General features: G+C 52.5%; 15 protein-coding genes. 7 read left to right on the top strand and 8 right to left on the bottom strand.

The genetic code is table 11. The annotated features are described in order from the left end of the window. The first annotated feature begins 65 nt into the window (after positions 1-65). Both DWZ44_RS11695 and DWZ44_RS11690 read left to right on the top strand, forming a co-directional pair. On the top strand, positions 66-446 hold the full coding sequence (locus tag DWZ44_RS11695; RefSeq protein WP_055219975.1) for a DUF3783 domain-containing protein: 381 nt from the start codon (positions 66-68) through the stop codon (positions 444-446). A 110-nt stretch (positions 447-556) separates the two neighbouring features. Further along, positions 557-1,150 (top strand): ECF transporter S component, encoded by a 594-nt coding sequence (locus DWZ44_RS11690; protein WP_022461779.1) that lies wholly within the window; start codon positions 557-559, stop codon positions 1,148-1,150. Positions 1,151-1,319: 169 nt separating this feature from the next. Here DWZ44_RS11690 and DWZ44_RS11685 read toward each other — a convergent pair whose 3' ends face one another. Next, positions 1,320-2,402, bottom strand: coding sequence for an NUDIX domain-containing protein (locus DWZ44_RS11685; protein WP_117761621.1), 1,083 nt, complete (start codon positions 2,400-2,402; stop codon positions 1,320-1,322). A 278-nt stretch (positions 2,403-2,680) separates the two neighbouring features. Here DWZ44_RS11685 and proB point away from each other — a divergent pair, with 278 nt between their 5' ends. Further along, positions 2,681-3,763 carry a glutamate 5-kinase gene (gene proB, locus DWZ44_RS11680; RefSeq protein WP_226906324.1) on the top strand — a complete coding sequence of 361 codons (1,083 nt, stop codon included), beginning with the start codon at positions 2,681-2,683 and terminating at the stop codon, positions 3,761-3,763. Positions 3,764-3,938: 175 nt separating this feature from the next. Further along, positions 3,939-5,141: a MalY/PatB family protein gene (locus DWZ44_RS11675; RefSeq protein WP_055219980.1), complete on the top strand. Its 1,203-nt coding sequence runs from the start codon at positions 3,939-3,941 to the stop codon at positions 5,139-5,141. Between the two features lie 99 nt (positions 5,142-5,240). On the opposite strand, the gene DWZ44_RS11670 is transcribed toward DWZ44_RS11675, so the two are convergent. From DWZ44_RS11670 to spoVAD, 3 genes are all read right to left on the bottom strand, one after another. Next, positions 5,241-5,903 carry a methylated-DNA--[protein]-cysteine S-methyltransferase gene (locus DWZ44_RS11670; protein WP_055220159.1) on the bottom strand — a complete coding sequence of 221 codons (663 nt, stop codon included), beginning with the start codon at positions 5,901-5,903 and terminating at the stop codon, positions 5,241-5,243. Between the two features lie 157 nt (positions 5,904-6,060). Beyond that, complete coding sequence (locus tag DWZ44_RS11665) at positions 6,061-6,417, bottom strand: SpoVA/SpoVAEb family sporulation membrane protein (protein ID WP_117761653.1); 357 nt, start codon at positions 6,415-6,417, stop codon at positions 6,061-6,063. A gap of 13 nt (positions 6,418-6,430) precedes the next feature. Continuing rightward, a complete protein-coding gene (gene spoVAD, locus DWZ44_RS11660) occupies positions 6,431-7,450 on the bottom strand; it encodes a stage V sporulation protein AD (RefSeq protein WP_055219982.1) in 1,020 nt (339 codons plus the stop codon). A gap of 157 nt (positions 7,451-7,607) precedes the next feature. Here spoVAD and DWZ44_RS11655 point away from each other — a divergent pair, with 157 nt between their 5' ends. Genes DWZ44_RS11655 through spoVAC form a run of 3 tightly spaced genes read left to right on the top strand, consistent with a single transcriptional unit; the run spans position 7,608 to position 9,148 of the window. After that, the gene (locus DWZ44_RS11655) at positions 7,608-8,276 is read left to right on the top strand and encodes a stage V sporulation protein AA (protein WP_055219984.1); all 669 of its coding nucleotides are present in this window, start codon (positions 7,608-7,610) and stop codon (positions 8,274-8,276) included. Beyond that, positions 8,233-8,655 carry a stage V sporulation protein AB gene (locus DWZ44_RS11650; protein WP_191901198.1) on the top strand — a complete coding sequence of 141 codons (423 nt, stop codon included), beginning with the start codon at positions 8,233-8,235 and terminating at the stop codon, positions 8,653-8,655. The genes DWZ44_RS11655 and DWZ44_RS11650 overlap by 44 nt, the downstream gene beginning before the upstream one ends. Positions 8,656-8,674: 19 nt before the next feature. Beyond that, on the top strand, positions 8,675-9,148 hold the full coding sequence (gene spoVAC / locus DWZ44_RS11645) for a stage V sporulation protein AC (RefSeq protein WP_022461770.1): 474 nt from the start codon (positions 8,675-8,677) through the stop codon (positions 9,146-9,148). A 1-nt stretch (position 9,149) separates the two neighbouring features. On the opposite strand, the gene DWZ44_RS11640 is transcribed toward spoVAC, so the two are convergent. The 4 genes from DWZ44_RS11640 to DWZ44_RS11625 form a co-directional block, all read right to left on the bottom strand. Further along, positions 9,150-10,529, bottom strand: coding sequence for a DUF4129 domain-containing protein (locus tag DWZ44_RS11640; RefSeq protein ID WP_117804921.1), 1,380 nt, complete (start codon positions 10,527-10,529; stop codon positions 9,150-9,152). Beyond that, positions 10,520-11,650 carry a DUF58 domain-containing protein gene (locus tag DWZ44_RS11635; RefSeq protein WP_022461768.1) on the bottom strand — a complete coding sequence of 377 codons (1,131 nt, stop codon included), beginning with the start codon at positions 11,648-11,650 and terminating at the stop codon, positions 10,520-10,522. Before DWZ44_RS11635 ends, DWZ44_RS11640 begins: the two co-directional genes overlap by 10 nt. 6 nt (positions 11,651-11,656) lie before the next feature. Further along, positions 11,657-12,601 carry an AAA family ATPase gene (locus DWZ44_RS11630; RefSeq protein WP_117761619.1) on the bottom strand — a complete coding sequence of 315 codons (945 nt, stop codon included), beginning with the start codon at positions 12,599-12,601 and terminating at the stop codon, positions 11,657-11,659. Positions 12,602-12,788: 187 nt separating this feature from the next. Further along, the gene (locus DWZ44_RS11625; RefSeq protein WP_117804949.1) at positions 12,789-13,973 is read right to left on the bottom strand and encodes an iron-containing alcohol dehydrogenase family protein; all 1,185 of its coding nucleotides are present in this window, start codon (positions 13,971-13,973) and stop codon (positions 12,789-12,791) included. Between the last annotated feature and the right edge of the window lie 56 nt (positions 13,974-14,029).

Raw genomic sequence — 14,029 nt, 5'->3', positions numbered from 1 at the left:
TATATCATAGTTCTGGGCATCCGCGCATTTGATCCGGAAATCTGCCCGTGGAAAGGATTTTTCTCATGGAAACCGTACTCTTATATCAGATCAAAGGAACGAAAACAGCTGTGCTTTTAAAGCCGGTTCTCTTAAAGCTCGGTATCCGCGTGCGCATTGTGGAACCGGAACAGTATCTCCAGTCGATCGGATTTCTTGCCGGAAATAAAGCATTTGCAGAATCCCCCGAAGCCTATGACGGCGCCGGATTTGATGAACCAATGATGGTCATGGCCGGCTTTTCCGAGCGGAAACTTGATCTTTTTCTCACCGAAATGCGCCGGAAAAAAGTGCCGCCGATCGCCCTCAAAGCCATCGTCACAACGCAGAACCAGGCGTGGAATTCGCTGCAGCTCTACAGAGAATTAAAAGAAGAACACGAAAAAATGAAATCGTACCGGAAATAACTGGTCTGGTCAAAAAATCCGGAATTGGAACTTTTTCTTCATGCCACCACTCCCTATAATAGGGTGCAATCAAGGAACGAAAGTTCCAGATACCAAAGGAGTGCGTTGTTATGAAAAATGAAAAAGTCTGGAAAATCGCAATGACAGGTGTCTTTGCAGCCCTTTCCTACGTTGTCTTCACCTTCCTGCAGTTCAAAATCTGGCTGCCAGGCGGAGATGCCACCTCAATCCATTTCGGAAACGCTGTCTGTGTGCTCGGTGCGCTAATTCTCGGCGGTGTTTACGGCGGAATCGGCGGTGCGATCGGCATGACCATCGGAGATCTTCTCGATCCGGTCTATGTGGTATACGCACCAAAGACCTTCATCTTAAAATTCTGCATCGGCCTCATCGCAGGACTGATCGCACACAAAATCGGTAAAATCAACGAGCAGACCGATCAGAAACAGATCTTCAAATGGGCACTGCTTGCAGCCATCGGCGGACTTCTGTTCAATGTGATCTTCGATCCGCTCATCGGTTACTTCTACAAACTGGTTCTTCTTGGAAAACCGGCAGCAGAGGTTACCTTAAGCTGGAACGTAGCGGCAACTTCCATCAACGCCGTACTTTCCACCATCGCTTCCGTTGTCATCTACATGGCACTGCGTCCGGCTCTTCAGAAATCCGGACTGTTTAGCCAGGTAAAGGCAGCAGCGAAATAAAAAAATAAATTTCATTTACGCGATATCCAAAAAAGTCACCATGTTCTATTTCGAACCGGTGACTTTTTTCATGCATTTCTTTTTATTTTTCAGCGGTGGCTGCTGCCTCTTCTTCCTCGTGCTTCGGGGTCAGCTTCTCGTTGATGAATCCATTTTCTTTCATCTTCTCTTACTCCTCATCTTTTGTTTTTTCTCCGGCGAACCACGCTTTTTCAATCATTTCCAGTTCCCGGATATCAATACAGTTGGGAATGCTTCCTTCTCTTACCGCCTTCTGGCACTCTTTGAGATCCATCCAGCGGACTGCTTCTACTTCCGACTCCTGTAGATGCAGTTTTTCCGCCTCGACCGGCTTCGTGTAAAGATACACGGCGCTGACCTCATGATCGTGGAACGGTTTTCCGTAAAAAACACCGTGTGATACTTTTTCCAGCAGGCCAAGATCCCTCAGCTCCTCTGCCTCTGCGTGGATGCCGAGCTCCTCGCCGATTTCCCGCAGAGCCCCTTCCAAATATGTATCGCCCGCCGAAAGATGGCCGGCGCTTGAAATATCGTAGCAGCCCGGATTCGAATCTTTCCAGGCACTCCTTTTCTGCAGCAGTACCTCACAGCCGCTCTTCTCATTCGCCCGTGCAATCCAGATATGTGCCGTTCCGTGACACCGTCCCTCACTGTGCGCCACGCCGCGTTCTACGATGGTTCCGGTCGGCGTGCCGTCGCCTGAGCGCTCCTCAAAAAGTTCCATCTGTTTTCCGTTCAGCACCGCTTCTGCGAGCGTGTCGCCCACATACCGCAGCTTCAGGGAGAAAAACGGCTCGTCTTCATTCAGAAGGCGGAAAAAGATTTTGTCTCCCTCCCACAGATTCAGGTGCAGGACGTCCTCTTTTTTCACCCAGGCGAGTTCGCCCTCATCACATGCAATCGGTTCTCCCGTAAATCCGTCTGCCGTGTAGAGACACATATACTCCATGTACTCCACCGTTTTGCTGTTTTCTGCCTCTGTCACAAAGGTAACGAGACCGCGGAAACGCCAGCTCGTCAGCGTGTAGCCGGTTTCCTCTTTTACTTCACGCAGCAGGCATTCCTCCGGGCTTTCGCCAAGTTCCGCATGGCCGCCGACGCCGATCCACTTGTCCTTGTTGACATCGTTCTTTTTCACCGTGCGGTGCATCATCAGATAGCTGTCATCCTTTTCGATGTAGCACAGCGTTGTCATGCAGCCTCTGCCTCTTTCTTCTGTTTTTTCCTCCATCTTTGACTCCCTCCGTCGTGTGCCGGACTTCTTTCCGCTTCTTTTGTTTTTCAGGAAAAATGTATTTCTGCACACACCTTTTTCTCGTTTTCTATTCTACCATACTTTTTCAGAATTCCAGCAACAAATTTCTATCTTTTTGCAGATCTTTCACGAAAAATGTAACGACCATTCCGCATCTTCTTGACTCTCACACAGTACTGTGTTAAAGTGTCTGTAATTGATGTTTTGTCACCCGTAAACAACGTTTCTTATCATTTCTTACATTTGAGGTTTTCATGATGGAAAAACAGACGATAGTTGTGAAAGTCGGCACCAGCTCCCTGACACTCTCAGACGGAACCATGGATGCTGAAAAAATACGGAACATTACGACCCAGCTTGCCGCGCTGCAGACGGCAGGCCACCATGTGATTCTCGTTTCCTCCGGTGCGATCGCCGCAGGCTTTTCCCGTCTCGGCTTTAAAAAACGGCCGACGAAAATTGCCGATAAACAGGCTGCCGCTGCTGTCGGCCAGGGCCTTCTGATGGAGGAATACACGAAAAATCTGATGGCGTACCAGATTCCGTGTGCGCAGATTCTTTTGAACCGCAGTGACTTTGAGGACCGCCGCCGCTATAAAAACATCTTCGGCTCCCTCTCCGTCCTGCTCGGGCGCGGTGCGATTCCGATCATCAATGAGAACGATACGATCGCGATTGAGGAGCTGAAGGTCGGCGACAACGACACGCTCTCCGCCCAGGTGGCTGCGATGCTGCATGCATCGCTTCTGATTCTGCTGACCGATATCGACGGGCTCTACACTGCCAATCCAAAGAGTGACCCGAATGCGCGCCATATCGACGTGGTAAATGAGATCACGCCGGAGCTCACTGCTGCGGCAGGCGGTGCGGGATCGGGCAACGGAACGGGAGGCATGACAACGAAGCTCTCCGCCGCTTCGCTTGCCACAAGAGCCGGTGTGCCGGTTCTGATCTGCTCCTCGGCGGAGGAAAACAACATTGTGCGTGCGGTGAAAGGAACCGCAAAAGGAACGTACTTTACCGCCAGCGGCCACAACATGAAAACGCGTCTGCAGTGGATGGCATTCTATGCGCCGAGTGCGGGCAACCTCTACGTCGATGAGGGTGCCGCAGAAGCACTTGCTGTTCAGGCAAAGAGCCTGCTTCCCAAAGGCATCGTGGCAGTCGAAGGCGATTTTAAGAAAGGCGATGTCGTCAGCGTCTTCCGGCGCGGCAGCCATGAATATCTCGGAAAGGGCATTGTCAACTATGACCGGCCGGATCTGCAGAAAATCATGAACGAAAGCACCAGCCACACGGAAGCAATCAACCGCGATAACTGGATCGGCGCGGAATAAATGGTGCCGAATAAAGCATTCTTTTGTTTACGAAAATTCCCCTCCGTGTTATAATATTTGTATTCAGCCGGCTGCAGGTTTTTCTTTCAGCGAGGAAAGGAAGCTGCATCCGGTTTTCCATGTGCTTTTGGTTTTACTTCGAGAGCACAGCAAACACAAAGGAGGGTTTTTACCAATGAAATACGATTTTACATCTCTGATGAACCGCAGCGGCCACGATTCGATCGCTGTCGATCAGATCCCGATTCCGGGTGCGGAAGTCAAAGAGGGCTTCTCCCGCATCCCGATGTGGGTGGCCGACATGAACTTCCCGTCTCTTCCGACCATTCAGGAAGCAATTCACGCGAGAGTCAACGAACCGCATTTTGGCTACTTTAATCTGCCGGATGCATATTTTGACAGCATCATCCGCTGGCAGAAAGAGCGCAACGGTGTGGAAGATCTGCCGCGTGAGGCGATCGGCTATGAGAACGGCGTGCTCGGCTGTGTTGCTTCGGCTGCTGCCGCTTTTACATCCCCGGGCGAATCCATTCTTCTGCATTCCCCGACATACATCGGTTTTACCGGTGTTCTTGAGAACTGCGGACGCAATATCGTTCTCTCCGATCTTGTTCAGGATGAGAACGGCGTATGGCGTATGGACTACGCCGATATGGACCGCAAGTTAAAAGAACACAACATTCATTTCGCGATTTTCTGCTCTCCGCACAACCCGACAGGCCGTGTCTGGGAGCGCGAGGAAATTGAAAAGGCGATGGAAATTTACAAAGCAAATGAATGCGTTGTCATCTCCGATGAGATCTGGTCTGACCTGACACTGCCGGGCTTCAAACATATCCCAACGCAGTCCGTTTCGAAGGATGCACGCGAGCGCACCATCGCACTTTATGCACCGTCCAAGACCTTTAACCTGGCTGGCCTTGTAGGCTCCTACCACATCATCTACAACCGCATGCTGCGCGACCGTGTGGAGAAGGCTTCGTCCCTTTCTCACTACAATTCTCCGAACGTACTCTCTGTTCATGCGCTGATCGGCGCTTACCGTCCGGAGGGATACCAGTGGGTGGATGAACTGCGCGAAGTGCTGAAATCGAATGCGGATTATGCGTACAACTACATTCTCGAGCATTTCAAGGGCGTGAAGCTTTCCAAACCAGAAGGAACGTACATGCTGTACCTCGACTGCGAGGAGTGGTGCAAGGAGCATGATACCGATATGGATACACTGCTGAAAGCCGGTGTTGCTGTCGGCGTGATCTGGCAGGACGGACGGCCGTTCCACAGACCGTATGCGATCCGCCTGAATCTGGCACTGCCGCATGTGCTTGTGAAAGAGGCATTTGACCGTATGGATAAGTATGTATTCAATGCGAAATAATTGTATTTTCTAATTTTATAAGCCAAACATAATGAAAGACCGAAACGGACATTTTCCTCTGCCGTTCCGGTCTTTCGCTGTTTTGTGCATCCTGTTTTTTCAGTTTTGCTCCAGCTCCCGCTGTGCCAGCATCTCTTCCACGTTGATGCCGTACTTCTTTAAATTGACGCGGCCGTTTTCCAGCACAATGCCGTCTGCCTCCAGCATATCCGCCTGTTTCCCGGCGCCGCCGAAGACAAATTCCGCGGCCAGTTCGCCTTTGGAGTTTACCACACGGTAGCATGGAATGTGCTCCGGATCTGTGTTTTTATGTAAGGCGTTTCCCACGGCACGCGCCATCTTCGGCTCGCCTGCAAGCGCTGCTATCTGGCCGTATGTCGCCACTTTTCCGCGCGGAATCTGCTTTACCGCCTCATAGATTCTTTTGGTCGGGCTGTCCGTGATGATGTCGTAGCTCTCGGCGATCATGGTACGCACAGCGTCATCGGGTACGGTTCCGTCGAGGAGAATCGTGTTCCAATGTTCTTTGTTCTGATGATATCCCGGGATAACTGACGCGAATGCATCGCGCCAGTAGTCCCGCCATTCCGGGTTTGCTTTTACATTCAGCTGAATGATTCCGTCCTTTTCATAGACCCACAGAAATGCCTTTTTGCTTCCTTTCACGCGGATGAGCTGCCAGTTGTCATCGTGGAACGGTGCTTCCTGATATGTGTCCGGGAAGGAAAGGCCATAGGATAGCGCTTCTTCTCTTGTCTTCATTGCAGACTTCCTTTCTTCCTGTCGCGGGTGTTTTGATGTTTTTTCCGCAAAACACCCGCTTTTTTCTGTATTCGTCCTGCCGCTGCGATTCTGCTTTTTTCTGCGGCATTTTTCTTTATTATATCAGTCCGCCTGCTTCTGCGCAATTTTTCACCTGCTATTTTTTCATCTTCGGCTGGAAAATCCAGCTTGCAAGATACGCGAAAATCAACGCCGCTGATGTTCCGACAGCCCCCGCCTTTAATCCGCCCTGGAACAATCCTAAAAATCCGCTTTCTTTTACGGCATCTTTTACTCCCTGAAACAAAAGATGCCCGAATCCGAGCAGCGGCACCGACGCGCCTGCCCCGGCGTATTCTGCAAATGGATCGTAGAGTCCCATAAAGCTCAACACCGCGCCCGTGCACACAAGCGTTACCATAATTCTTCCCGGCAGCATTTTCGTGCGGTCGAGCAGAATCTGGCACAGGGCACAAATGAGGCCGCCGACCCAGAAGGCATTGAAATATTCCATAAACGTTCCCATTTTACACATCCTCCTCCCGCTCGATTACAACCGCCTGTGCAATACCAGGCACGCTGCTGCCCTCCTGAAAGCTGACCTTCGACATCAGCGCACCAGTCGGTACAAACAGAATCCTCTTCCACTCTCCGTTTTCCAGCTTCGGCAGCAGATACTCCGCCAGCACCGATGCCGCACAGCCGCAGCCGCTTCCGCCCGCGCCGGTGTCCTGTTTTGCCGGATCGAAGATCAGCATGCCGCAGTCACTGTGCTGTTCCGAGATATCGTATCCTTTTTTCTTCAGCAGCTCCAGCAGAATTTCCCGCCCCACAACGCCGAGATCTCCCGTCACAATGCGGTCGTAATCGGCCGGTTCCCGGTTGAAATCGACGAGATTCTGTGCAATCGTATCGCACGCAGCGGGGGCCATGCAGGCGCCCATGTTCTGGTTGTCTTTCAGCCCGTAATCAATGATTTTTCCCGTCGTAGCGCCCGTGATTTTCACTCTGCTCTTCGTTTTTCCAAGCACACACGCGCCGCTTCCCGTCACCGTCCAGCTCGCGGACGGCGGGCGCTGGTTTCCGTAGGCGAGCGGAAAACGGAACTCCTTCTCCGCCGTTCCAAAGTGGCTCGATGTCACCGCCAGCACCCGGTCACCGTATCCTCCCGCGACTGCCATCGCGCCAAGCGAAAGCGCCTCTCCCATCGTCGAGCAGGCACCGAACAGGCCGTAGAGCGGGCAGTTCAGATCCACCAGACCGAACGATGATGCGATTGACTGTGCCAGAAGATCGCCCGCAAAAATCATGCGGATCTGCTCCGGCCTCACATTGGCTTTCTGCATTGCCAGCTTCGCGGTGGCAAGCTGCAGTTCACTCTCGCCCTCCTCCCAGCTCTCCTGCCCGCACATCGGGTCCGAAAGCGTGTGCGAAAAGTATTCGCCCAGCGGTCCATCCTTTTCCTTTTCTCCTACAATCGCCGCGCTGCCCTCGATATAGACGGCTTTGGCAAACGAGATGCTCTGCTTTCCTGTCATCTGTCTCATCGGCAAATTCCTCCGTTTTCTTATTTTGCGTCTTACCATTTCTGACCTTCAGTATTTCCGTTTTTTCCATTCTTACGCATGATTTTCCTGTTTTAGGGAACTCTGTACGCTGTAGCACAAAAATCCTGTTTCAGAAACTTTTAGAGGAATGTTTTTCATGAGTGAAATGCTGTATCTTCAGACGGAGCGGAATATCAAAATCACCAGTCCCGTCGTGACGCTCGGCGATGTGGCGCAGCTTTCCTGTTCAGACGGCGCTGTCCTCGCCCGCAATCAGGTCCGCCGCGTGGCGCATCTTCCCGATGACGGATACGGGCGCTACGTCTGCTCCGCCTCCACCCTCGTCCGCCTCGTCACGGAGGCCGAGGAGCACGTCGATGTCACCCACATCGGCGAGCCGAATTTTATTTTAACGTACGAGGATCCGCGTCAGAAAAACACCTGGATCAGCTGGTGCAAAACGATTCTGGTCGGCATCCTTACGTTTATCGGAACTGCGTTTTCCATTATGACCTTCCACACCGACATCGGCGTCCGCGAGCTGTTTTTGGATGTTTACACCCGTTTTCTCCCGCAGATGACGCCCGGATTTTCGGTGCTGGAAATTTCATATTCCATCGGCATCGGCCTTGGCGTCGTGCTCTATTTCAACCATTTCGGACGGCGGAAATTCACGCAGGACCCGACGCCGCTCGAGGTGGAAATGCGGGTCTACGAGGATGATATCGATACGACCATTATCGAACAGAACGACCGCTCCGGTAAAGGAAAGGAGGCTTTTCATGCGAATCCTGCCAGAGATCCTGCTGATCACAGCCGGTCTTAGCCTTGGCTTTTTCATCGCGAGCGGCCTTGTCGCGCTTGTGATCGGCCTTGGCATCGTGACACGGTACGCCGGCATCACAAAGACAGCAGGGAGCCTGCGTTTTTACGAATGCTGCTGTATGGCCGGGGCGCTGTTCGGCGATCTTTTCTCGCTTGGCACCTTCTCGTTTTCCCTGCCCTCCTGGACGGCCGGTGTGTTCTGGCTTTTTGCGGGCATTTATCTGGGAAGCTGGATCATCGCGCTCGGCGAAGTCGTCAACCTGTTTTCGATCCTCTGCCGCCGGATCGGACTGACGCGCGGACTGCCGTTTGTAATTCTCTGCATGGCGGCAGGGAAAATCGCGGGCTCTCTCTATTATTTTGCAAGTGGATTTCAATAAGAACTGGAGGTAAGATGTGATGCAGAGTTTAAAAAGTGAACGGGCAAAAAAAGAATACGAACAGTTTGTCAAAGAGGTGACGCCAAAGCAGAATCTCTTCTGCAATATGGCAAAAGCCTTTATCGTCGGCGGTCTGATCTGTGTCGTGGGGCAGATTCTGCTCCATATCGGCAAAACGCAGTTCTCGCTCAGCAAAGATGACGCCGGCTCCTGGTGCTCGCTGATTCTGATCCTTAGCAGTGTGATTTTAACCGGCCTCAACATCTATCAGAAAATCGTCACCTTTGCCGGCTGCGGTGCGCTCGTCCCGATCACCGGCTTTGCCAACTCGGTTGCAGCTCCTGCGATTGAATATAAAAAAGAAGGACAGGTCTTCGGCATCGGTGCGAAAATTTTCACCATCGCCGGACCTGTCATTCTGTACGGTGTCTTTGCAAGCTGGCTGCTCGGCTTTCTCTATTGGCTGTGGACCGCTGCCGGGAACTGGTTTTAAATCAGTTCCGCAGCGCTTCCGCCTCTTCTTTTGTGCAGCCCTCGCGGCTGTAACGGGCTTTTTCATAGCCGTCGTGCAGCCGTCTCATACCGTCGCCGGAAAGCTCGTTTCTCTCTTCCAGCTCCGCCGGGGTTTCGGCTCCGGTCGGCTGGTATTTTCCGGCTTTTTTGATCGTTTTTTTATACTGCCGGCGGATACGCATATTCGGGGAGAGATAGCCCTCTTTCTTTTCCCGCCGCCACGGCAGATTTTCCCGTTCGTCGTTTCCCTGATGCAGGAAGAGAACTTCGTCCTCCTCATCCTCTGAGAAGGCTTTTCCCGCATTTTTTACGCTCTGGTAAATCGCCCGCAGAACCGCGATTCCGACGGCAACCATCACAAGATACATGACCGCCGTAAAAAGATTCTGGATCCACTGCGGCATCGGTTTGTACTCTTTGTCCCCCAGCATATCGGACAGATCGGCCTGCTCCATGCCCTGCGGCGTCTCGGCCTCCGGTGTTTCGATCGTAAGATCGCTTTCCAGCTCTTTCGGCTCATAACCTGCGATCGCCTCCGCAATCGGATCCTTTCCGTAGAGCGCCGATGGGAGCACGAACAGTACCAGAAGGAGTACTGCAATTTTCAGGATCAGTTTTCCCGTCCGCTGCATCGTCTCCACCGGGAGATTGGCGATTTTCTGATGGTCACGGATGAACCCGTGCATGCCGTCGAGGTACTGGCAGAAGAAGCACAGGAATACATCTGCAAAGAAAAACCAGTAGATCAGATGCCAGTAGAACGGCATTTTCATCAGCACACCGATCACATACTGTATCATAAACCAGAGAAAATGAAGGGGCTTTGGCTCATCGAGGAGCGTCGGGATCTCCCACGCTTCCATATCCGCCAGCGGCATTGAGCCGGCCGGCAGTTCCTGCGCTGCTTTCTTTAACTGGCCTTTGCGGATTCTGACATAGCCGCGGATCAGGAAAATCACAGCGGCCATAAGACCCGTCATCACGCCGGAAAGGCTCTCCAGAAATGCAGGAGAAATACCGTTCTCAAACTTGTTTTTTCCATCGTTTGCCGCCGCAGCCGCTTCAATTACCGCTGCCGCCTGCACACTGAACAGGGAACAGAAAAATTTCGCTGCCAGATACGTCACCGCGCAGACCGCAATTCCGCCAAGCAGAAACTGCCAGAGTGCTTTCGTTTTCCGGATCAGAATCCAGCTTGCAGCGGCCGGAATCAGCAGCAATAAGGATATGGCGCAGAAATACAGCGCCTCCCTTCCCGTCAGCTCCAGAAAACCGGCGGCAAAGCCATAGATGCCGGCGAATAAAAGCCAGACATGAAGCCAGGTCAGCGGGATCTGTACCGGTGTCTTTTTTATTTCCATGGTTTCACCTCCCAGCCGATTGCGGTGTACGCACGGTTCTGCTCCGACGGAACTTCTTCGCCCGGCAGATACGGAATCACCCACAGAACCTGGTTCTGCGCACCAGAGAGCAGATGAAGCGCCTCACGGACCTCATCGGTTCTGTTTTTGGATACGACAACGTAGGTGTGGCCGGTGAGCTCTTTTTCCGCCTCTTTGTGCAGAAACTCCGCGCTGCCTGTGAGATTGCCCCCAAGCTGCACGCACGCCAGTTTCCGGTTCAGCTCCGCTGTTTTTCCGGCGCCCGCTGCCAGATGGACACGCAGCTCCTCGCCGGTCTCCTCATCTTTCGCATTGCTCTTCACCCACAGATTCATCTTGTTTTTCACCATCCGCGCCGCAAGCGAAGACGTGATGCGGATGCTCTCCTCGACCTGCGCTTCCTCGCGCAGAATGTTGGCGTCCTCGATATCGAGAAGCACCGTAACTTCCACGCTCGTCGTCGCGTCAAACTGATTGACCATCAGATCTCCCATCCGTGCCGACGATTTCCAGTTGATGCGGTTCATCGGGTCTTCTTTCCGGTAATCGCGGATACCGGAAAATTCAAACGGGTCCTCGTACAGGCGATTCCGTGACAGAACCATGCCCGACACGGCACGGCAGATCATCTGAATCCGTGCAGTATCGACCTGGCGCGGGTAAACGTACATCTGTGTCTGCTGCGGGTAATCGCTGTAAAGACCCTCCCGGAAAAAAAGATCGTACGCTACGGCATGCGCACCGGTGATCTCGTAGAATCCTCGTTTTTTCGCCTGAAACGGCAGTGTTCTCGTGACCTGCTGATGAAACAGGAACGAAAAGACATCGCGTTTGTAGCTCTGGTCGGTGATGCTCGCGTTTGCTTTTGCCTCGCGGTCGAATTCCAGATTGCGGCTCATCGAAATGCCAAGCTCGAGTGCCGGAATCGGCAGCAGTTTGTCGTTTACGACGACCTCTTTTAACGTACTCTCCTCGCCCTCATAGATCGCAGAATCCTGGAAGCTGACCTGGATTTTCAGATTTTTCTGCCAGTTTTTCTGGTACAGCTTTTTCTGCAGAAACCAGGCAAGCGCCATTCCAAATAGTAATAAAAGAAGCATAGTCCGTTACCTTCCTGACCAGTTTTCGGTCGGCAGACCGATGCGGTTTAAAATTTCCTCGATCACCGATTCTGCGGCTCTTCCGTCGTCTGCGCCGATCTGCATGGTGAGACGGTGTGCGAGTACCGGAACAGCCACGGTCTTGAAGTCCTCCGGCACAACGTAGTTTCGTCCCTGCACCAGCGCGTGGCCCTGTACGGCACGTAAAAATGCGAGTGTTCCACGCGGGCTCACACCGCTTGCAAATTTGCTGTTGACTCTCGTCTCCTGTACGATGTGGACGAGATACTGTACCAGTTCCGGATGCAGGTAGACTTCTTTACACGCCTCCTGCAGGGCACGGATTTCTTCTTTTTGGCAGACGGACGACAGCTCGGCGAGCGGCTCCTCGGTCAGAAAACGGGCGATCATCTGTGTCTCTTCCGCCGGGCTTAATGCTTCCATCGAAAGTTTCATTAAAAAACGGTCCATCTGCGCCTCCGGCAGCGGGAAGGTTCCGAGCGTCTCGAGCGGGTTCTGCGTGGCGATGACGAGGAACGGCTCCTCAAGCGGCCGTGTCACACCGTCCACGGTGATCTGGCGCTCAGCCATGCACTCGAGAAGGCTGCTCTGCGTCTTCGGCGTTGCACGGTTGATCTCATCGGCAAGCAGAATGTTGCAGAAGGCAGGGCCTTTCGAAAAGACGAACTCTCCGCTTTTAGCATCAAAATAATTGAGACCGGTAACATCGGACGGCAGTAAGTCCGGTGTGAACTGGATGCGGCCGAACTCTGCCTCGACGGATTTCGCAAGGGATTTCGCCATGACCGTTTTTCCTGTTCCCGGGACATCCTCGAGCAGGATATGACCTTTGGCAACAAGGCAGGTCAGGACAAGCTCGATCGTGCGCTCGTTTCCGATCATGACCTTTGCGATATTTTCTTTTAATTGCTGCAATACATTATTTTCCATGTTTTGCTTCCTCCAATAGTAAGATTTAATAAAAAAATCCACCCCTCGCTGTTCTGTTTTATGAGAACAGCACGATAAATTTATTTTACTGCACATATTTTCGGAAGACAAGCAGAAAAAGGACGATGCTGTACATACTTTTCACAGCATCGCCCTTTACGGTTTCTTCTATAAATTAGCTTGTCTCTTACAGTGCTTTCCGGTACAGCGCCTCGATGTCCTGCTGACGGGACGCTCTCGGGTTGACGGCGATGTTTCCGCTCTTCATCGCATCTACCGCCATCGGCACGATTTTGCTCTCGATCTCCTCTGCTGTCACTTCTTTTCCCTTTGCCGCCTGGCGGATCGCATCGGTCAGGCTGGCCGGGATTCCGATGGCTGCGGTCAGCTCGCGGACCGCGCCGACCAGCATCATCGGCTCAAATTCATCGGCGTATGCCGGGATTTCGCTGATGTAGTTGTAGATCTTCAAATATCTTCCATGGTCTGCCAGTGCATTGTACTCTGCGATGACCGGAAGCAGAACGGCATTTGCCAAGCCGTGCGGCACATCGAAGAAGGCGCTCACAGGATGACTCATTGCATGGACATTTCCAAGTCTTGCGTAGGAAAATGCAATACCCGCGAACAGCGAACCGGTCAGCATCGCCTCTGCGGCTTCGAGATCGGTTCTGCGCGCCACGAAACGGCGGATATTTTTACCGATCAATTCCATCGCTTTTTCTGCCATGGCATCGGAGAACGGAGATGCGGCTGTGGAAATATAAGCCTCCTCCGCATGGATAAAGGCATCAATACCGCACGCTGCCGCAACGGATGCCGGAGCGGAAGTTAAAAGTTCCGGATCGAGAATCGCGTACTCTGGAAGAAGTTCATAGCTAAATACGGTCAGCTTGTAATCTCTGCTGTGGTCGGTGATCACGGAAAATGCGGTCACCTCGGAGCCGGTTCCCGCAGTCGTCGGAATGGCAATCAGCGGGACAATTTTTCCCGGCACTTTGTGTGCGCCTTCGTATTCCGTGATGCTTCCGCCGTATTTTGCCGTCACACCGACGGCCTTTGCTACATCCATCGGAGAACCACCGCCGAGTGCTACGAGAAAGTCTGCGCCAGAAGCAAGATAGCTCTCGGTTGCTTTTTCTACTGTCGTCACAGACGGATTCACCTCAATATCTGTGAAAATATCGGCTGCGATGCCTGCCGCTTTCAGGCTGTCCGCTGCTTTATCCACAACGCCCATTTTTTTCAGGGTAGGACCGGAAAGAATCATCGCATGGGTTCCGCCCATCTTCTTGGCACACTCCGGCAGTTTGGCAAGCGTTCCTGCTCCGACAATAATATTCTGTGGAATCGAAAATTCGAATGGATTCATCTTATTTTTCCCCTTTCTTTCAGAAAGCGTGCCGAAAATTTTTCTTTCCGACACGC

This window comes from Blautia sp. AF32-4BH (assembly GCF_003460565.1).
In the GTDB taxonomy this organism is placed as follows: Bacteria; Bacillota; Clostridia; order Lachnospirales; family Lachnospiraceae; genus Fusicatenibacter; species Fusicatenibacter saccharivorans.
Note: the sequence above shows the minus strand (reverse complement) of the source record. Positions and strands in the feature narration are given on the sequence as shown.